The organism is Stenotrophomonas sp. YJH_SMC_101-4, from assembly GCF_059370395.1.
The window spans coordinates 178,239-197,590 of record NZ_JCAFTP010000003.1 but is presented as its reverse complement, the minus strand read 5'-3'; the positions used below and the strand labels follow the sequence as shown (position 1 = coordinate 197,590).

The window sequence follows — 19,352 nt, the reverse complement described above, 5'->3', positions numbered from 1 at the left end:
CTCAGCGTTCTTCCAGGTTCTGCCTGAAGAAGCTGCCCAGCTTCGCAAACGGAATCAGATCGGTGCGGTCGTACAGATCCACGTGGCCGGCTCCCGGCACGATATACAACTCCTTGGGTTGACCCGCCAGTCGGTAGGCGTCTTCGCTGAATTCCCGGGAGTGCGCTTCGCTGCCGGCGATGAACAACATGGGACGTGGCGAGATCGTTTCGATGTCGTTGAACGGATAGAAATTCATGAAGCGTACTTCGCTGGTCAGCATGCGGTTCTGGGTCTGTTCCAGCGTGTAGCCCCTGGGAAGGGCGGCGCCGCGCGTGGTGCGATAGAAATCCCAGAATTCACGGGTGACCGGGTCTGCATCGGGCGGTAGCGTGGCCGGCAGATAATCGAGGAATATGCCCTTGCCACTATCGAACTCGGTGTAGCGCTGCTCGGCGGCTTTTTCGAGCAGTGCCTTGCGCTGGTCTGCGCTCTGCGAATGCTTCAGGCCATTGCGTGTAACCGCGCCCATGTCGTACATGCTGACGGTGGCGATGGCCTTCAGCCGTGGGTCCAGCTTGGCGGCGGCGATGGAAAAGCTGCCGCTGCCGCAGATACCGAGCACGCCGATGCGCTCCCGGTCGATGAACTCGCGCGTCCCCAGGTAGTCGACCGAAGCGCTGAAGGCTTCCACATAGATCTCCGGGGCCACCAGATTGCGCGGCTCACCCTGGCTTTCGCCCCAGAACGGCAGGTCGATCGCCAGCGTCACAAAGCCCTGCTCGGCCAGCTTCTGCGCGTACAGCTGCGCGCTCTGCTCTTTCACCGCGCCCATTGGGTGGCCGACGATGATCGCCGGGGCGTGCTCATTCCCGCGCCGGGTTTTCGGGCGGTACAACGTACCCACTATGCTCATCTGGTACTGGTTGCGGAACGTCACACGCTCGCCGGATACATCGACGCTTCTGTAGAAGTTGTCCGCGCCCGCCGGCGTTACCGCAACAGGAACATCGGCGGCCATCACGGTCAACGGGGCGAATGCACTGGTGATCAACGCCAGCAGCAGGGGGGGGCGCTTCATGGTCGTGGCCTTGGAGGAGGATGCAGGGCGCCACGATAGGCGGGCGGGCATGCCGTGATAATCCACCTGCCGATTGATGGATTACTGAACTGTGCTCACAAGTCCGTGCTAGGGTTCGGCCATGCCTCCGAACGATGCAGCGCCATGGCCTTCGTGAAATCCAATGATCTCCAGGCTTTCCTGGTTGTCGCGCAGGAACAGAGCTTTACCAAGGCAGCTGCGCGCCTCGGCGTCACTCCTTCGGCGTTGAGCCATTCGATGCGCCTGCTGGAAGAGCGACTGGGCATCCGCCTGTTGGCCCGCACCACCCGCAATGTGTCGCCCACCCAGGCCGGTGAGCGTTTGATGCACTCCATCGGCCCTCACTTCGCGGCCATCGGCGCCAGCATCGAGGCACTGGGCGAACTGCGCGACACCCCGACCGGAACACTGCGGATTTCCTGTACCGACGATTCGATCGAGATGATCATCCGCCCGCGTCTCGCTGGCTTCCTGGCCGCGTACCCGGACATCACGCTGGAGTTCTACGTGGACTACGGGTTCACCAACGTGGTCGAGCAGCGTTTCGACGCCGGCATCCGCCTGGGTGAGGCGCTGAGCAAGGACATGATCGCAGTTCGTGTCGGTCCGGACTGGAGGCTGGTCGTAGTGGCCTCACCTGCATACTTCGACGCGCACCCGAAGCCGAAGAAGCCGGCCGACATCACCCGCCACCGCTGCATCAACATCCGCCACCGTCCCAACGGATCGATCTACGCCTGGGAATTCGAGGACAAGGGCAAGGAGTTCAGCGTGCGCGGGGAGGGACCGCTGGTGTTCAACAGCATGACTCACGTCATCAACGCCGCGCTTGACGGTCTGGGGCTGGCCTATGTTCCCGAACCACTGGTCACCGAGCATCTGGCGGCTGGGCGCTTGGTGGCCGTGCTGGACAAATGGTGCGTGCCCTTCGCCGGTTACCACCTGTACTACCCGAACCGACGCCAGCCATCGCCCGCGTTCTCGGCACTGGTGGCCTGGCTGCGGCAGCGCACATGAGCCTGCCTCAGGTCCGCGCTCCAGGATCGGTGCCCCCCGCGACGTCTGGCGCACGGGGCACCATCAACAACTCCGCCAACCCACGGTAGATCGGCACCCGGCAGACCAGCCCGGACACGCCACGCGCGATCAGCACCGTGGCCAGGATCGGCAGCAGCAGATCACCACTGTCGGTCAGCTCCAGCGAGATCACCGCGGAGGTCAGTGGCGCCTGAGTGACGCCGGTGAGGTACGCACACATGCCCAGCAGCACGAACGCGCGCGGGTCCACGCCCGGCATCAGCACCGCCAGGTTGTGGCCCAGTCCCGCGCCGACCGCCAGCGCCGGCGAGAACAGGCCGCCGGGAATACCGGCCACGTACGATGCGAGGTTGGCCAGCAGCTTCATCAACCCGAACTCGTGGCCGACCATCGCCTGCCCCTGCACCAGGCTGCGCGCCTGCTCGTAGCCGGTGCCGAACGCGCCTTCACCGAAGACCAGGGCGAGCAGTACCACCACCAGGCCGCAGCCTGCGGCCAACAGAACCGGATGCCGCTGCCGCAGTTGCCCGAGCCAGCGCGGGCGGCCCGCCGCACTGGCCAGCACCGCACGCGCGAACAGGCCTCCCAGCAGGCCCGCCACCACGCCGCACAGCAGGATTGCCAGCCAGCCCTGGCCGAGCGGCAGGCGTGCGCTCACATGGCCGAAGTAGGTGTAGTTGCCCAACAGGCCCAGCGACACCACGCCACCGACGATCACCGCGGTCAGCAGGGTGCCTGAGAAGCGATGCTCGAAACGACCGCTGAGCTCCTCGATGGCGAAGACGATGCCGGCCAGCGGCGTGTTGAACGCCGCCGCGATACCCGCCGCACCACCGGCCAGCAGGAAGTGCGAGAGCTCGCGGGGATCCTTGAAGCCGAACCAGCGGCCGAACAGGTACATCAGGCTGGCGCCCACATGCACCGTGGGACCTTCGCGCCCGACCGACGCGCCACCAAGCAGCGACAACGACGTCAGCAACAGCTTGCCCGCCGAGACTGCTGGCGAAAGATTGGATCTGCGGAACGAGTCGTCCGGCTTGTCCAGTGCGGCGATGACCTGCGGAATGCCGCTGCCACGGGTGGGCTTCAGCACGCCGGAGGTCAACCAGGCCAGCAGCGCGAAGATGCCGGGCGTGAGCAGCAGGGCCCACCACGGCGAGAGCGAGGTGATGCGCTGGAACAGATGGAAGGCCGCGTCGCTGGCCTTGGCGAACAGGATGGCCACCAGCGCCACGGCCACAGCGCCACCCCAGAGCGCGGCACGGCGGCGCCAGGCTTCGCTGAGAACCAGCGCGGTGATGCGGCCGCGGAGGCGATGGAGATCGGTCATGGGAAAGAGTCTGCGCGCCAGCGCTTCCGTTGGGCAGCGGCCACTTTGGCCGCAGCCCTTGCAGGATGCGGTGAAATGCGGCGTTTCCGCCAGGCTTGATGGGAGCGGCCAACCGTAAACCACAATAACAACATTGAGGTTGACAGCGTTCATCAACCCACCCACACTGCCGCCCTCGCTCCACTCGTACCCAAGGTCCCGCCATGGCTGCTGCCATCCGCCACGACTGGCAACACGACGAACTGCAGGCGCTGTTCGATCTGCCGTTCCCCGAGCTGCTGTTCCGCGCCGCAGCGGTCCATCGCGAGCACTTCGACCCGTCGCAGGTGCAGGTGTCCACGCTGCTGTCGGTGAAGACCGGCGGCTGCCCGGAAGACTGCGCGTACTGCCCGCAGGCGCAGCGCTACAGCACCGGGGTGAACGCGCAGAAGCTGATGGAGACCGACGCGGTGCTGGCCAAGGCACGCCAGGCCAAGGCCGCCGGTGCATCGCGCTTCTGCATGGGTGCCGCATGGCGTTCGCCGAAGGATCGAGACATTCCGAAGGTCGCGGCGATGATCGCCGGGGTGAAGGCACTGGGTCTGGAGACCTGCGCCACGCTGGGCATGCTCAGCGGCGAGCAGGCGCGTGCGCTGAAGGACGCCGGCCTGGACTACTACAACCACAACCTCGACACCGCGCCGGACTACTACGATTCGATCATCCACACGCGCCAGTACCAGGACCGCCTGGATACGCTGGAACACGTGCGCGATGCCGGCCTGAAGACCTGCTGCGGCGGCATCGTCGGCATGGGCGAGACGCGCGCGCAGCGCGTCGGCCTGCTGCTGGCGCTGGCCACGCTGCCGGCGCATCCGGATTCGGTGCCGATCAACAAGCTGGTGCAGGTGGCGGGTACGCCGCTGCATGGCAGCGCCGAACTGGACCCATTCGAGTTCGTGCGCATGATCGCGGTGGCCCGCATCGCCATGCCGCGCTCGATGGTGCGGCTGTCGGCCGGGCGCGAGGCGATGAGTGACGAACTGCAGGCGCTGTGTTTCCTGGCCGGCGCCAACTCCATCTTCTACGGCGACAAGCTGCTGACCACCGGCAACCCGGAAAGCGAGCGCGACCTGGCCCTGTTCGCTCGGCTGGGGTTGCAGCCGATGGCGGTGCAGGTGGATGCCGAAGGCCACGACCACGGCGGTACCGTGCACGCCGATATCAGTGCCGATACGCCCGGCTGTGGCTGCGCTCACGCGGCCTGAGACGGGCCGCAAGCAGGCGCCGCGGCAACGCGCTACCCTAGCCGCCCCGTCGACGCATTCAGCCACCATGGCCCGCCCCGACCTGACCGCCCGCCTCCACGCCCAGCGCGCTCTGCGCGATGCCCAAGGCCGTCGCCGCCCGCGACGCACGGTCACCCGTCGTGATGGCGTGCGCCTGGAAGTGGACGGCCAGTGGCTGACCGGCTTCTGCAGCAACGACTACCTGGGCCTGGCCCAGCAGTTCAGCGTGGTCAACGCGCTTCAGGATGCCGCCGCACGCGAAGGCGCTGGCGCCGGTGCCTCGCACCTGGTCTGCGGCCATCATGCCTTGCATGAGGCGCTGGAACGCGAGGTGGCCGAGTGGCTTGGCTATCCACGTGCGCTGCTGTTCGGCAGTGGCTTCGCCGCCAATCTGGCGGTGCAGCAGGCACTGCTGAGCGAAGAGAACGACGTGTGCGTGCAGGACAAGCTCAACCACGCCAGCCTGCTCGATGCGACCCGGTTGGCCGGTGCACGTCTGCGCCGCTATCCGCACCTGGATCCGGAAGGCGCAATGCGTCAGCTCAAGCACGCGCCCGATGGCGCGGCCATGCTGGCCACCGATGGTGTCTTCAGCATGGATGGCGACATCGCACCGCTGCGTGCATTGTCGCTTGTGGCACGCCTGCAGCAGGCGCTGTTCTATGTGGATGATGCGCACGGTGTCGGCGTGGTCGGTGATGGCCGTGGTGCCGTGGCCGCCGCCGGGCTGGGCGTGGACGACGTACCGCTGCAGCTGGTCACACTGGGCAAGGCACTGGGCGGTTCCGGTGCGCTGGTGCTGGGCCGCGACGACCTGATCGAGCATCTGGCCGAAACCGCGCGCCCGTACATCTACACCACCGCCGTGCCACCGGCGATGGCCGCTGCTGCGCTTGAAGCAGTGCGCCTGGCGCGCCGCGACCACTGGCGTCGCACAAAGCTGACCGACCTGATCGCGCTGTTCCGCACTGAAGCGCGTCGCCATGGCCTGGACCTGATGGCTTCGGAAACACCGATCCAGCCGCTGCTGTTCGGCGATGACCGCACCGCCGTGGCGATGTCCACGGCGCTGGAACAGGCCGGCTGGCTGGTCGGTGCAATCCGCCCGCCGACGGTGCCGGAAGGCAAGGCACGCCTGCGCGTGACACTGTCCGCGCTGCATACGCCGGAACAGGTGCGTGGCCTGGTGGAGGCCATCGCCAGCGCGCGCGATCGCGTGACCCTGGCCGTGCGTGAAGCCGCGCCACCGCCGCTGCCCGCTTTTGCCTGAGTTCCGTGTCGTTGCCCATGCATATTGACGTCACCGGCCGTGGGCCGGACCTGGTACTGATCCACGGCTGGGCCCTGCAGGGCGGTGTATTCGCGCCGCTGGTGCAGCGCCTGGCAGACCAGTTCACCCTGCACCTGGTCGACCTGCCCGGCCATGGCCACAGCCGCGACGACACCACGCCGCTGCGCCTGCCGTTCGTGGTCAGTGCCATTGCCGCGGCCACACCGCCGGCGGTGTGGTGCGGCTGGTCGCTGGGTGGCCTGTTCGCATTGCACGCGGCGGCTACGCTGCCGAAGGTCCGCGGCCTCGCGATGATCGCCGCCACGCCGCGCTTCGTGCGTGGCGAGGATTGGCCGCACGCGGTCGAACCGGCAGTATTCGAGCAGTTCGGGCGTGAGCTGGCGACCGACTTCGGCGGCACGCTGGAACGCTTCCTCGCGCTGGACGTGATGGGCTCGGCGCATGCCCGCGAGGAACCGCGCACCCTGCGCCAGCGCCTGGTCGAGCGCGGTGCGCCCACCGAACGCGCCCTGCTGGAAGGCCTGCGCCTGCTGGAGAGCACCGACCTGCGCGGGGCACTGCCGACGCTGGGCAAGCCCAGCCTGTGGATCGCCGGCCAGCGCGACCGCCTGGTGTCACCGGTCGCCATGGAGGCCGCTGCGGCGCTGGCCCCGGGTGCGCAGGCGCTGACCATCGCCCACGGCGGCCATGCGCCCTTCCTCGGCCATGCCGACGAAGTGGCTGCCGCCCTGCAACACTTCGTTGCCGGCCTGTCACCGGCCGATGGCGGACAATGAGCCCCCTCCGAATTCCGCAGGATTGACGCATGGATCTGGGTATCAACGGCCGCTGGGCACTGGTCTGCGGCGCAAGCAAGGGGCTGGGCCTGGGCTGCGCGCGTGCGCTCATACGCGAGGGCGTGAACGTGGTGATCGTGGCGCGTGGCGAGGCTGCACTGAAGGTCGCCGCCGACGAACTGCGTGCACTGCCCGGTGCCGGTGAGGTGCGCGCCGTCGCCGCCGACGTCACCACCGAGGCCGGCCGCACTGCGGCGCTGGCCGCCTGCCCGCAGGTGGACATCCTGGTCAACAATGCCGGTGGTCCGCCGCCCGGTGATTTCCGCAATTTCGAACGCGACGACTGGATTGCCGCGCTGGACGCCAACATGCTGGCGCCGATCGCGCTGATCCGCGCCACCGTCGACGCGATGATCGAGCGCGGCTTCGGCCGCATCGTCAACATCACCTCGTCGGCGGTGAAAGCCCCGATCGACATCCTGGCGTTGTCCAACGGCGCGCGCAGTGGCCTGACCGGTTTCGTCGCCGGCCTGGCCCGCCGCACGGTGGCCCACAACGTCACCATCAACAACCTGCTGCCCGGCCAGTTCGACACCGACCGCCTGCGCGCCAACTTCGCCCACAGTGCGGGCAAGGACGGCGATGCCGGCGAAGTCGCCGAACGCCGCCGCCAGCAGATTCCCGCCGGCCGCTTCGGCACGCCTGACGAATTCGGCGCCGCCTGCGCCTTCCTGTGCAGTGCACAGGCCAGTTACCTCACCGGACAGAACCTGCTGATCGACGGCGGCGCCTACCCCGGTACGTTCTAAGAGACTTTCGCAATGCCGTCCCACTTCGATGCCCGCCATGTCCGCCGCGCGTTCGCGCGTGCCGCCAGCAGCTATGACGCCGCCGCCGCCCTGCAGCGCGAGGTGCAGTCGCGGCTGATCGAATCGCTGGACTACCTGGAGGCACGCAAGCCCGAGGTGGTGCTGGACATCGGTGCCGGCACCGGCCACGCCAGCGCGTTGATGAAGAAGCGCTGGCCGAAGGCGCAGGTGATCGCGCTGGACGTGGCGCTGCCGATGCTGGACCAGGCCAAGCGCCAGGCCGGCTGGTGGAAGCCGTTCCAGCGCCTGTGCGGCGACGCCGCCGCATTGCCGTTGGCGGACAACAGCGTGGATGTGATCTTCAGCAACCTGTGCCTGCAGTGGGTGGACGACCTGCCGGCGGTGTTCGCAGGCTTCCGTCGCGTGCTCAAGCCCGGTGGCCTGCTGCTGTGTTCCACCTTCGGCCCGGAAACCCTGATCGAACTCAACGAAGCCTTCGCGGCCGCCGATGACCGCCCGCACGTGAGCCGCTTCGCGCAGATCGCCCAGTTCGGCGATGCGTTGATGATGGCGGGCTTCCGCGACCCGGTGCTGGACCGCGATCTGTTCACCCTGACCTACGACGACCTGCCCTCGTTGATGCGCGAACTGCGCGCGATGGGCGCGACCAACGCGCGGGTGGACCGCCGCCACACACTGACCGGGCGTAGCCGTTTCGCGGCGGCGGCAGCGGCGTATGAACCGATGCGGGGCGCCGACGGCAAGCTGCCCAGCAGCTGGGAAGTGATCTATGCCCATGCCTGGGCACCGGACCCCGGCGCACCAATCCGCGAAGGCGGGCATGACGTGGCCTCGGTGCCGGTGTCGGCGATTCCGATCCGGCGCAAGCAGACCTGATCGAGCGACCGCAGGTCATGCGCCAACCACGGTCGGCGACTACCGATTCATGCACGGAACCCGCTCCGGTAGGTGCCGACCTTGGTCGGCACAGTGCCGGCGGCATCGCGATCTGACAGATTGTGCCGACCAAGGTCGGCACCCACCCAATGCAGGCTTCCGCCTCAGGTATTGGCCGGCGAACTCAGCGGCGGGCGCACCAGGTCGCGGTGGAAGAAGTAGATCTCCTGCACCAGGAAACGCCAGCTGGTGTGGAAGCTGCGGAAGCGCGTGCTGGGCGTGGACGAGGCCAGCGCATCGATGCCCAGTGCCTTGCTCAGTCGCAGCGCGCGCGCCATGTGCAGCGGGTCGCTGACGATGATCACCCGGTGCAGGTCGCGCTGGTCCATCAGTCGCTTGGCTTCGACCAGGTTCTGCACGGTGTTGCGCGAAGCGGTCTCGATCAGGATCGCATCGTCCGGCACGCCATGCTTGAGCGCGTAGCGGCGCGCCACCTGCGATTCGGAGAAGCGCGCACCGGTGCCGCCATAGCCGCCGGTGAAGATCAGCAGCGGCGCGTACTGGGCCTCGTACAGGTCCAGTCCATGCCGGATACGTTCTTCGAACACCGGCGATGGCTTGGCGTCATAGGCGGCCGCACCCAGCACGATGATGGCATCGGCCTTGGCGGCCTGGTCGCGCTCGCCGACCCAGACGATCCAGGCAGTCACACCCAGCAGCCAGATCACCAGCAGGACAAACAGCCGCCACAGCCAGCCCAGCAGGCCGGTGCGAGGCCGATGGCGGTCGCGGCTCATGGCGCCCCCCAGCGCAACGCGGGCAGGTCGACGTTGCCGCCGGACAGCACCAGGCCCACGCGCAGGCCGGCAAAACGTTGCGGCTGTGCCAGCACCGCGGCCAGTACGGTGGCCGAGGATGGCTCGACCACCTGCTTGAGCACCTCCCACAGCAGGCGCATTGCGGCCATGGTCGCAGTGTCATCGACCACGATCACCTCGGCACCGGCCGCGCGCAGCAGTTCGAAATTCGGCGCGCCGATCAGGGTACGCAGTCCATCGCAGATCGTGTCCGGGGTGAACGCGCCCTGGCGCACGCCAGCGGCCAGCGAGCGCGCGGTGTCATCGGCACCGGCCGGCTCGGCCAGCACCAGCCGCGTGTGCGGACTGGCGTGCTGCAGGGCCAGCGCGGTACCGCTGGCCAGGCCACCGCCGCCCACCGGCACCACCAGCACATCGAACGGACCGTCGCTGTGCAGCAGTTCCAAGGCCGCCGTGCCCTGCCCGGCCATCACCGCCGGGTCCGCATACGGATGGACCAGGGTCGCGCCGGTATCGGCCTGCACCCTGGCGCAGGTGGCCTCACGGTCGGCGATGGTCGGCGGGCAGCGCCAGAGCGTGGCGCCGTGGCGGGCGATGTTGGCCAGCTTGGCCGCCACCGCCCCTTCCGGCACCACCACATGGCAGGGAATGCCACGGGTGCGCGCGGCCAGGGCCAGCGCGGCACCGTGGTTGCCGGAGGAATGGGTCACCACACCGGCACTGGCGCGATCGGCATCGAGCGACCACACCGCATTGCAGGCACCACGGAACTTGAATGCGCCACCGCGCTGCAGGTGCTCGGCCTTGAACGCCAGCTGCGCGCCGGCCAGCGCATCGAGCGTGCGCGAGCGCAGCACCGGCGTCACGCTGGCGTGCGGGGCGATCCTCGCCGCAGCAAGCAGGACGTCATCGGCGCGGGGCAACAGTGAATCGCTCATGACGCAAGATTAACGTATGGCTTCGCGCTGGCGACCGGGACACAGGTCATGCCAGCATGCAGCCCTACGCCTCCATTCATCCTGGCCGGCGGAATTAAGGGCCGATTCAATGCTGGCGCCCGAAGCTGACTGCACACCCGTCCTCTGGGGGGACCCACCATGAAAATGCGCCTGATGCTTGCCGGTGGCCTGCTGCTGGCCCTGACCGGCTGCACCACCTACGACTATGTCGGCGGCGGCCGCAGCGGCAGCTACTACCACGGTGCGCCGTCGGTGGAGTACCGCTACCCAGCCGGCTATCCCTACAACTACGGCCCCTACTACGGTGGCTATGGCGGCTACTACGGCGGCTACGGCAATCCGTATTACTCGCGCCCGATCTACCGCCCGCCGCACAACCATCGCCCGCCGCCGCGCCCGGGCAATGGTGGCGAGCACCGTCCGCCGCCGTCGCGACCGTCGTACAACGGTGGTTCGCCGTGGCGGAACATGGACTCGATGCGCCGTCCGCCGCAGTCGAACGCGCAGCCGTCGGCGCCCCCGCCGCAGGCCCGTCCGGCACCGGCACCGAGTGCGCCGAGGATGAACGGTTCCCCCTGGCGCAACATGGATCGTGCGACGCAGCGCACAGTTGAGCGCTGAACCGTCTTGCATTTCACACGGTCTAAGCCGCAATCTACGCGGACAGTGACGGCCCGCGTCACAAAGTGACAAAAACGACACGGGCCGCCGCAAAAAGCTCTACGTCGATATCCGACAGGAACATCTGGATCCCCCCTGTTCCGGCCCTGTCGGATGTCGGCACCTCTGAAGGCAGACGGCCCCGCAATGCGGGGCCGTCTGTTTTGTCGGGTCGCCGACCGGCGAAGGCCCCAGCTTCAGTAGATCCATGCCATGCGTGGATGGCGCCTTCCCGACAGCCCAAAAAAACAGGGCCGGACAGTCCCCCGACTGCCGGCCCTCTGCTCCCCCACCGTGCGCCTGTACCGGCCCCTGTTCCAATTCCGGTCACGGGCGCCTACGGCGCCAGCCACGGTGGGTGCTATTGGGTTATCTGCAAAAATCCTGCCAACTTTAGGGCTGATTTCGACGCCGGCCAGTGGACGCCGACGCCCCGGCCCCGAATGGCGCTAAAATCGCCACCCCGGCGCCGCCCCAGCCGCGCCCGCCCCCAGCTGAACAACCCCCATGAACCCGTCCTTCCATCGTTACGACGTCATCGTCATCGGCGGTGGCCACGCCGGCACCGAAGCCGCGCTGGCCGCGGCCCGCACCGGCGTGCGCACCCTGCTGCTGACCCACAACATCGAAACGGTGGGCGCGATGAGCTGCAACCCGGCCATCGGCGGCATCGGCAAGGGCCACCTGGTCAAGGAAATCGATGCCCTCGGCGGTGCGATGGCGCATGCCGCCGACCGCGCCGGCATCCAGTGGCGCACGCTCAATGCCTCCAAGGGCCCGGCCGTGCGCGCCACCCGCTGCCAGGCCGACCGCAACCTGTACCGCATGGCGATCCGCGCCATCGTTGAAGGCCAGGCCAACCTGACCGTGTTCCAGGCCGCCGTCGATGACCTGGTCATCGAAGGCGACGCCGTGCGCGGGGTCATCACCCAGACCGGCCTGCGCTTCGACGCGGAAGCCGTGGTGCTGACCGCCGGCACCTTCCTGGCCGGCAAGATCCATGTCGGCCCGACCCAGTATGCCGCCGGCCGCATGGGCGACCCGCCGGCCACCACGCTGGCCGCGCGCCTGCGCGAGCGCCCGTTCCAGGTCGACCGCCTGAAGACCGGCACGCCGCCGCGCATCGATGGCCGCTCGCTGGACTACAGCGTGATGGACGAGCAGCCGGGCGACACGCCGCGCCCGGTGATGTCCTTCCTCGGCTCGGTGGACGAGCATCCGCAGCAGGTCAGCTGCTGGATCACCCACACCACCGAACAGACCCACCAGATCATCCGCGACGCGCTGCACCGCTCGCCGCTGTACAGCGGCCAGATCGAGGGCATCGGCCCGCGCTACTGCCCGTCCATCGAAGACAAGGTGGTGCGCTTCGCCGAGAAGGCCAGCCACCAGATCTTCGTCGAGCCGGAAGGCCTGGGCATCGTCGAGATCTATCCCAACGGTATTTCCACCTCGCTGCCGTTCGACGTGCAGCTGGAGATGGTGCGCAGCATCCGCGGTTTCGCCAACGCGCACATCACCCGCCCCGGTTATGCCATCGAATACGACTTCTTCGATCCGCGCGGGCTGAAGGCCTCGCTGGAAACCAAGCTGGTCAACGGCCTGTTCTTCGCCGGCCAGATCAACGGCACCACCGGCTATGAAGAAGCCGCCGCGCAGGGCCTGCTGGCCGGCCTCAACGCTGCACGCCAGGTGCGCGGGCTGGACGGTTGGTGCCCGCGTCGCGACGAGGCGTACCTGGGCGTGCTGGTGGATGACCTGATCACCCACGGCACCAACGAGCCGTACCGCATGTTCACCAGCCGCGCCGAGTACCGCCTGCAGTTGCGCGAGGACAATGCCGACCAGCGCCTGACCCCGGCCGGCCGCGAAATGGGCCTGGTGGATGACCGCCGCTGGAACGCGTTCGAGACCAAGCAGGCCGCCGTCGCCGCCGAGCGCGCACGCCTGGGTGCACTGTGGGCAACCCCGGCCAATGCGCTGGGCCGCGAAGTGCAGGACACGCTGGGCGTGGCGGTCAGCCGCGAAACCAACGTGCTGGACCTGATCAAGCGCCCGGAGCTGGACTACGCGCAGCTGATGCAGGTGCCGTCGCTGGGCCCGGCGGTAGCCGACGCCAAAGTGGCCGAACAGGTGGGGATCGGCGTGAAGTACGCCGGCTACCTGGACCGCCAGCGCGAGGAAATCGAGCGCCAGCAGCGGCACGAAGCCACGCCGATCGCTGAAGCCTTCGATTACGCGACGGTGCGCGGGCTGTCGGCCGAAGCCCTGCAGAAACTGGAGCGCGTACGCCCGCAGACCATCGGCCAGGCGCAGCGTATTCCGGGCATGACGCCGGCAGCGATCTCACTGCTGCTGGTGCATCTGGAGCGCGCACGCCGGGGCCGCGTGGCGTAACGCGGGACCGTCCGCTTCTGGTGGGTGCCGACCTTGGTCGGCACATGAATCTGCCCTGGTGGGTGCCGACCTTGGTCGGCACGGAAGCATGGAGTGTCGCGATCTGATGATTCGTGCCGACCAAGGTCGGCACCTACCAGAGCAGATCGCGTTACCGTGCGTCGGCGCCGCCGCCCAGCACCTTGAACAAGGTCACCCGGTTGCCCGCTTCCTGCTGCTGCAGCGCGATCAGGTCCTGCTGCGCGGCATACAGGCTGCGCTGTGCATCCAGCGACTGCAGGTAGCCATCCAGCCCGGTGCGGTAACGCGCGTCGGCCAGCGTGTAGCTGCGCTGGCTGGCGGCCACCAGCGCGCGCTGCGCGTCCATCTGTGCGGTCAGGTGGTCACGCGTGGCCAGCGCATCGGCCACTTCACTGAAGGCCTGCTGGATCGCCTTCTCGTACTGCGCGATGCCGATGTCCTTGCCGATCTTCGAGGCATCCAGCGACGCCTTCAGTGCGCCGGCATGGAAGATCGGAGTAGTGATACTGGGCGCGAACGACCAGCCACGGGTACCAGCCGAGAACAGCGTCGACAACGCGGTGGAGCTGTGGCCGTAGTTGGCAGTCAATGTCAGCGTCGGGAAGAACGCGGCGCGCGCGGCGCCTATATCGGCATTGGCCGCCTGCAGCGCGTGTTCGGCGGACAACACGTCCGGGCGCTGCAGCAGCACGCTTGAGGGCAGGTCGGCCGGCAACGGCGCCAGTGCCACGCTGCCCTCCAGCGCCTGCGCGGTCGGCAGCAGGGCCGGATCCAGCGGCGCCCCCACCAACAGCTGCAATGCATCGCGATCCTGCGCCTGCTGCGTCTGCAGCTTGGCCAGCGCGCCGCGCGCGGCTTCCACGCTGGTCTGCACCTGCGACAGGTCCAGCCCCGAGGCCAGCCCCTGCGCATGGCGGGCCTCGGTGCGCTGCAGGGTCTGCTGCTGGCTGTCCAGGGTCTGTTGCGTGAATGCCAGCGACTGCCCATCGGCCGCCAGCGCCAGCCACGCCGTCGCCACTTCGGCGACCAGGCTGGTGCGCGCCGCACGCTGGTTCTCGGCACTGGCCAACCAGTTCTGCAGGGCCTCGTTCTTCAGGCTGCGGATGCGCCCGAACAGGTCCAGCTCCCAGCTGCTGATGCCGACCTGCACCGCGTCGGATTCGGTCACCTGGGTGGCACCGGTTTCACTGTTCGCATCGCTGACCCGCGAACGGGTGACGCTGCCGCTGGCATCCACCGGCGGCAGCAGCGCCGCACGCTGGATGCGGTACTGCGCGCGTTCCTTCTCCACCTGCAGCACCGCTACGCGCAGGTCGCGGTTGTTCTGCAGCGCCAGCGCGATCACCTGCTGCAGGCGCGGTTCGAGGAACACCTCACGCCATGCCGGCATCGCCAGCGCAGGATCAGCCTCGCCAGTGGCGGCATTGCCGAACTGCACCGGCACCGGCGCCTCGGGGCGCTGGTAACGCGGCGCCATGCTCACGCAGCCACCGAGCACAGCGGTCATCGTCGCGGCCGCCAGGACGCGCAGCAGCATCGGCTTCATGGACTTGCCTCCTGGGCAGTGGCGTGAGTCGCTGCGCGCCCCGGGAACAGGCGGCGCACCAGCAGGTAGAACAACGGCACGAAGAACATGCCCAGCACCATCGAGGCAACCGTGCCGCCGGCCACGCCGGTACCCAGCGAACGGCGCGCGGCCGAACCGGCGCCGGTGGCGAACACCAGCGGCAGCACGCCCATCAGGAAGGCCAGCGAGGTCATCACGATCGGCCGCAACCGCAGGTAGACCGCCTGCAGGATCGCCTCGCGGGTGCTCTTGCCCTGCTGTTCGAGGATGCGCGCGAACTCGACGATCAGGATGCCGTTCTTGGCCGCCAGGCCAATCGTGGTCAACAGGCCGACCTGGAAGTACACGTCGTTGTTGAGGCCGCGCTGGTTCATCATCAGCACCGCACCGAACACGCCTACCGGCACCGCCAGCATCACCGCGAACGGCACCGCCCAGCTTTCATACAGCGCGGCCAGGCACAGGAACACGAACAGCAGCGAGATGGCGTACAGCATCGGCGCCTGGTTGCCCGACAGCTGTTCCTGGTAGGCCATGTCCGACCACGCGTGGCTGAAGCCTTCCGGCAGCGTATCGGCCAGGCGCGCGATCTCGGCCATCGCCTCGCCGGAGCTGACGCCTGGCGCCGGCTGGCCGGTGATCTCCATCGCCGAGATGCCGTTGTAGCGCTGCAGCGCGGCCGGTGCGCTGGACCAGTGCGCGCTGACCAGCGATGACAGCGGCACCATCTGCCCAGCCTGGTTGCGCACGCTCCAGCGCTCGATGTCCTGCGGCTGCATGCGCGCTTCGGCCGTGCCTTGGATGAACACCTTCTTGATGCGGCCCTTGTAGATGAAGTTGTTGACGAAGTCGCCGCCCAGCGCCGCGTTCAAGGTGTCATTGATGTCCTGCGGATTCACGCCCATCGCCTGCGCCTTGGCGTCGTCCACCTTCACCGCATACACCGGTGCATCTTCCAGGCTGGCATAGCGCACGTTGACCAGCTTCGGATCCTTGGCAGCTTCCTTCAGCAGGGTGTTGCGCGCGGCCACGGCGGCGGCATGGCCGGCACCGCCTTCGTCCTGCAGTTCCAGGGTGAATCCGCCCGCATCACCCAGGCCGAGGATGGCCGGCGGCGAGGTGATGAACACCTGCGCATCGGGCACGCTGGCCATGGCCTTGGTCAACCGCGCGGCGATGGTATCGGCGTCATCCTTGCGGTCATCCCAGTCCTTCAGGCGGATGAAGGCCTGGCCGACGTTCTGGCCACTGCCGGTCACGCTGAAACCGGCGGTGGCCTGGATCGACAGCACGCTGTCGTCTTTTACTGCGGCGGCACTGAGGCGATCCATCACAGCACGGGTCTGTTCCAGCGTGGCGCCGGCCGGCAGCTTCACCAGCGCGTTGAGCATGCCCTGGTCCTCGTCGGGCAGGAACGCGCCGGGCAGGTGCCACAGCAGCAGGCCGGTGACCACGCTCAGCACCAGGTAGAACACTACGCCGAGCGTGCGCCGACCGAGGAAGCCATCCACCCGACGACGCAGGCCGTTGGAGGTGCGCTCGAAACGGTGGTTGAACCAGATGAAGAACTTGCCCAGCAGGCTCGGTTCGCCGCCGTGGCCGCCGTGCGGATGGCCGCCCTTGGGAATCTGGTGCAGGATGCTGCCGCACAGCGCCGGGGTGATGGTCATCGCCACCAGCACCGACAGGATCATCGCTGCCGCAATCGTCACCGAGAACTGGCGGTAGATCACGCCGGTGACACCGCTGAAGAACGCCATCGGCAGGAACACTGCGGTCAGCACCAGCACGATACCGACCAGCGCGCCGGTGATCTGGCCCATCGCCTTCAGCGTCGCCGGCTTCGGCGCCAGCCCTTCGAAGGTCATCACCCGTTCCACGTTCTCCACCACCACGATGGCATCGTCCACCAGCAGGCCGATGGCCAATACCAGCGCGAACATGGTCAGCGTGTTGATCGAACAACCGAACGCGGCCAGCACGCCGAACGTGCCCAGCAGCACCACCGGCACCGCGATGGTCGGGATCAGGGTGGCGCGCCAGTTCTGCAGGAACAGGTACATCACCAGCACCACCAGGATGATCGCCTCGATCAGGGTGATCACCACTTCCTTCAGCGAGATGGTCACGAACGGCGTGGTGGTGAACGCCACGTGGGCGGTGTAGCCATGCGGCCAGTACTTCTGCAGCTGTTGAAGCCGTGCATCGATGGCCTTTGACACGGCGATGGCGTTGGCACCGGCATTGAGTTCGATACCCAGCGACGCAGACGGCTTGCCGTTGAAGGTGCTGATGCTGTCGTAGCTCTCCGGCCCCAGGCCGATCTTCGCCACGTCGCCCAGGTGCACCACGCTGCCGTTGGCGTCGGCCTTCAGCACCACCTGCGCGAACTGTTCGGGCGTGTGCAGGCGGCTGCGCGCGGTCACCGTGGCGTCGAGCTGCTGGCCCTTCAGCGCCGGCTGGCCGCCGAGTTCACCGGCCGAGACGTCGGTGTTCTGCGCCTGCAGCGCGGTCTCGATGTCCGACGGCATCAGCGCGTACTGGCGCATCTTCTCCGGGTCCAGCCAGATGCGCATGGCGTACTCCTGGCCGATCGGCTGGATGTTGCCGACACCGCTGACGCGGCTGATCTGGTCATCGATGCGCGCTTCCATGAAGTTGGCGACATCGAAGTTGTCCATGCTGCCGTCTTCGCTGGTGAACGACAGCACCTCGAAGATCGAACCACTGGACTTGGTGATGGTCAGGCCGTTCTGCTGCACCGCCTGCGGCAGCGTGGCCATGGCCGCCTGCAGCTGGTTCTGCACCTGCACCTGCGCGGTGTCCGGATTGGTGCCGGTGGCGAACACCAGGTTGACCTGCGCCGAGCCGTCGGAGGCACTGGTCGAGGTCATGTACATCAGGTGATCGAGGCTCTGCTGCGACTGCTCGATGACCTGGGTGACCGCATTTTCCACGGTCTGCGACGAGGCACCGGTGTAGGTGGCACGGATGGTGATGGTGGGCGGGGCGATCTGCGGGTAGCGGTCCACCGGCAGGATCAGGATCGCAAGCAGGCCGAGCAGGCTGACCGCAATGGCGATCACCCAGGCGAAGATCGGCCGGTCGATGAAGAAACGAACCATGCGCGGCAGGCCTCAGTGCGACTTTTCGTCGGTGTTGCCGTTCGGGTCGATCGCCGGCATCGCCGCCAGCTGCGCCGTGGTGGCCGCCACCGCCTTCACCTGCTGGCCCAGTGATACCGCACTGCCGTTGCTGACGATCACCCGTTCGCCGGTCTTGAGACCATCGGTGATCTGCCACTGGTTGCCGACCACCTGGCCGGTGCTGACCCGGCGCTCGACCACATGATCCTTGGCGTCGAGCAGGCGCAGCAGCGGCTCGCCGCGTTCGTTGCGCGTCACCGCCTTCTGCGGCACCAGCAGCGCGCGCGCGTCGGTGGCCATCGGCAGCACCGCCTTCAGGTACATGCCGGGCAGCAACAGGCCGTCCGGGTTCGGAATGACCGCGCGCAGCACCACATTGCCGGTACCCGGATCGACCGCGCTGCCGATGAACTCCAGCGTGCCTTCGTGCGCATAGGTGCTGCCGTCCTCCAGCAGCACCTTCACCTGTGCCTTGCCATCGATGGCCTTCACCAGGCCGGCATCGAGCTGCTTGCGCAGCGCCAGCATCTGCGTGCTGGACTGGGTGACATCCAGGTACACCGGGTCCAGCCGCTGGATGGTGGTCAGCGCGGCGTCCTGCCCGGCCGCGACCAGCGCACCAGCGGTCACGCTGGAGGTGCCGATGCGACCGTCGATGGGCGCGGTCACCCGGGTGTAGTCGAGATTGATGCGGGCGGCCTGCAATGCAGCGCGCGCGGCAATCACGTTGGCCTGCGCCTGCTTCAGCGCCGAGGTGGCGTCGTCGGCATCCTGCTTGCTGGCCGCATCCATGCTCACCAGCGCGCGGGTGCGCTCGGCCTTCGGCTGTGCCGACAACACGGTGGCCTCGGCCTGCGCCAGCTGCCCGCGGGCGGTATCGAAGGCCGCCTGGTATGGCGCCGGATCGACCTGGTACAGCAGCTGCCCCGCCTTGACCTGCTGGCCTTCGGTGAACAACCGCTGGCGGATCAGGCCGCCGATCTGCGGCCGTACCTCGGAGATCTCGAACGGCACGGCGCGGCCGGGCAGCGTCTGCTGTAGTGCCAGCGGCTGCGCGCTGGCCGTGATGACGCCCACTTCGGGCATGGCCGGTGCTTCAGTCCTGCCCGCCGAACAGGCCGCCAGGGCCAACAGCAGGGGCAGCAGCAGGGGACGCGGGGAACAGGACAGCGGGCACAGGAGTGACATGGGGGGCGTGGGGGCCTTGCGTTGACCCGTGCACGCTGCCGTGGAACTGTGCAGAGAATATGGAGATTGTGCGACCGGCTCAGCTGGCGCTTGCTTTCGGCGCCGC

The 19,352-nt window shown here is 67.8% G+C and carries 15 protein-coding genes; 8 read left to right on the top strand and 7 right to left on the bottom strand.

All coding sequences use genetic code 11. From position 1 onward, the window contains the following. Nucleotide 1 precedes the first annotated feature (1 nt). Complete coding sequence (locus tag AC5P8D_RS11750; protein ID WP_495203335.1) at nt 2–1,111, bottom strand: alpha/beta hydrolase; 1,110 nt, start codon at nt 1,109–1,111, stop codon at nt 2–4. Between the two features lie 93 nt (nt 1,112–1,204). Between AC5P8D_RS11750 and AC5P8D_RS11745 the strand changes: the two genes are divergently transcribed. Then, on the top strand, nt 1,205–2,098 hold the full coding sequence (locus tag AC5P8D_RS11745) for a LysR family transcriptional regulator (protein ID WP_217014530.1): 894 nt from the start codon (nt 1,205–1,207) through the stop codon (nt 2,096–2,098). A gap of 7 nt (nt 2,099–2,105) precedes the next feature. Here the strand turns inward: AC5P8D_RS11745 and AC5P8D_RS11740 are convergent, their stop codons facing one another. After that, entirely contained in the window at nt 2,106–3,449 is a 1,344-nt protein-coding gene (locus AC5P8D_RS11740) for a chloride channel protein (RefSeq protein ID WP_329923109.1), read from the bottom strand. Between the two features lie 203 nt (nt 3,450–3,652). Here AC5P8D_RS11740 and bioB point away from each other — a divergent pair, with 203 nt between their 5' ends. The 5 genes from bioB (at nt 3,653) to bioC (ending at nt 8,490) form a co-directional block, all read left to right on the top strand. Beyond that, nucleotides 3,653–4,696 carry a biotin synthase BioB gene (gene bioB / locus AC5P8D_RS11735; RefSeq protein WP_049412416.1) on the top strand — a complete coding sequence of 348 codons (1,044 nt, stop codon included), beginning with the start codon at nt 3,653–3,655 and terminating at the stop codon, nt 4,694–4,696. A gap of 67 nt (nt 4,697–4,763) precedes the next feature. Continuing rightward, nucleotides 4,764–5,987, top strand: a complete 1,224-nt coding sequence (gene bioF / locus AC5P8D_RS11730) for an 8-amino-7-oxononanoate synthase (RefSeq protein ID WP_049454073.1) — start codon at nt 4,764–4,766, stop codon at nt 5,985–5,987. Nucleotides 5,988–6,004: 17 nt separating this feature from the next. Then, nucleotides 6,005–6,784, top strand: coding sequence for a pimeloyl-ACP methyl ester esterase BioH (gene bioH / locus AC5P8D_RS11725; RefSeq protein ID WP_495203334.1), 780 nt, complete (start codon nt 6,005–6,007; stop codon nt 6,782–6,784). Between the two features lie 29 nt (nt 6,785–6,813). Beyond that, on the top strand, nt 6,814–7,593 hold the full coding sequence (locus AC5P8D_RS11720) for an SDR family oxidoreductase (protein ID WP_143994809.1): 780 nt from the start codon (nt 6,814–6,816) through the stop codon (nt 7,591–7,593). Nucleotides 7,594–7,605: 12 nt separating this feature from the next. Next, complete coding sequence (gene bioC / locus AC5P8D_RS11715) at nt 7,606–8,490, top strand: malonyl-ACP O-methyltransferase BioC (protein ID WP_241874704.1); 885 nt, start codon at nt 7,606–7,608, stop codon at nt 8,488–8,490. Nucleotides 8,491–8,654: 164 nt separating this feature from the next. On the opposite strand, the gene AC5P8D_RS11710 is transcribed toward bioC, so the two are convergent. Together AC5P8D_RS11710 and AC5P8D_RS11705 are read right to left on the bottom strand one after the other, a co-directional pair. Continuing rightward, nucleotides 8,655–9,299 carry a YdcF family protein gene (locus tag AC5P8D_RS11710; protein WP_049480113.1) on the bottom strand — a complete coding sequence of 215 codons (645 nt, stop codon included), beginning with the start codon at nt 9,297–9,299 and terminating at the stop codon, nt 8,655–8,657. Then, a complete protein-coding gene (locus AC5P8D_RS11705) occupies nt 9,284–10,246 on the bottom strand; it encodes a pyridoxal-phosphate dependent enzyme (RefSeq protein WP_495203333.1) in 963 nt (320 codons plus the stop codon). The genes AC5P8D_RS11710 and AC5P8D_RS11705 overlap by 16 nt, the downstream gene beginning before the upstream one ends. Nucleotides 10,247–10,405: 159 nt before the next feature. On the opposite strand from AC5P8D_RS11705, the gene AC5P8D_RS11700 reads away from it, so the two are divergent. Both AC5P8D_RS11700 and mnmG read left to right on the top strand, forming a co-directional pair. Beyond that, nucleotides 10,406–10,888: a hypothetical protein gene (locus AC5P8D_RS11700; RefSeq protein ID WP_049435791.1), complete on the top strand. Its 483-nt coding sequence runs from the start codon at nt 10,406–10,408 to the stop codon at nt 10,886–10,888. A gap of 546 nt (nt 10,889–11,434) precedes the next feature. Then, nucleotides 11,435–13,324 carry a tRNA uridine-5-carboxymethylaminomethyl(34) synthesis enzyme MnmG gene (gene mnmG, locus AC5P8D_RS11695; RefSeq protein WP_495203332.1) on the top strand — a complete coding sequence of 630 codons (1,890 nt, stop codon included), beginning with the start codon at nt 11,435–11,437 and terminating at the stop codon, nt 13,322–13,324. Nucleotides 13,325–13,475: 151 nt separating this feature from the next. Here the strand turns inward: mnmG and smeC are convergent, their stop codons facing one another. Genes smeC through smeA form a run of 3 tightly spaced genes read right to left on the bottom strand, consistent with a single transcriptional unit; the run spans nt 13,476 to nt 19,246 of the window. After that, complete coding sequence (gene smeC, locus AC5P8D_RS11690) at nt 13,476–14,891, bottom strand: multidrug efflux transporter outer membrane subunit SmeC (protein ID WP_495203331.1); 1,416 nt, start codon at nt 14,889–14,891, stop codon at nt 13,476–13,478. Continuing rightward, on the bottom strand, nt 14,888–18,037 hold the full coding sequence (gene smeB / locus AC5P8D_RS11685; RefSeq protein WP_495203330.1) for a multidrug efflux RND transporter permease subunit SmeB: 3,150 nt from the start codon (nt 18,035–18,037) through the stop codon (nt 14,888–14,890). Before smeB ends, smeC begins: the two co-directional genes overlap by 4 nt. A 12-nt stretch (nt 18,038–18,049) precedes the next feature. Continuing rightward, the gene (gene smeA, locus AC5P8D_RS11680) at nt 18,050–19,246 is read right to left on the bottom strand and encodes a multidrug efflux RND transporter periplasmic adaptor subunit SmeA (protein ID WP_495203329.1); all 1,197 of its coding nucleotides are present in this window, start codon (nt 19,244–19,246) and stop codon (nt 18,050–18,052) included. Nucleotides 19,247–19,352 lie beyond the last annotated feature (106 nt).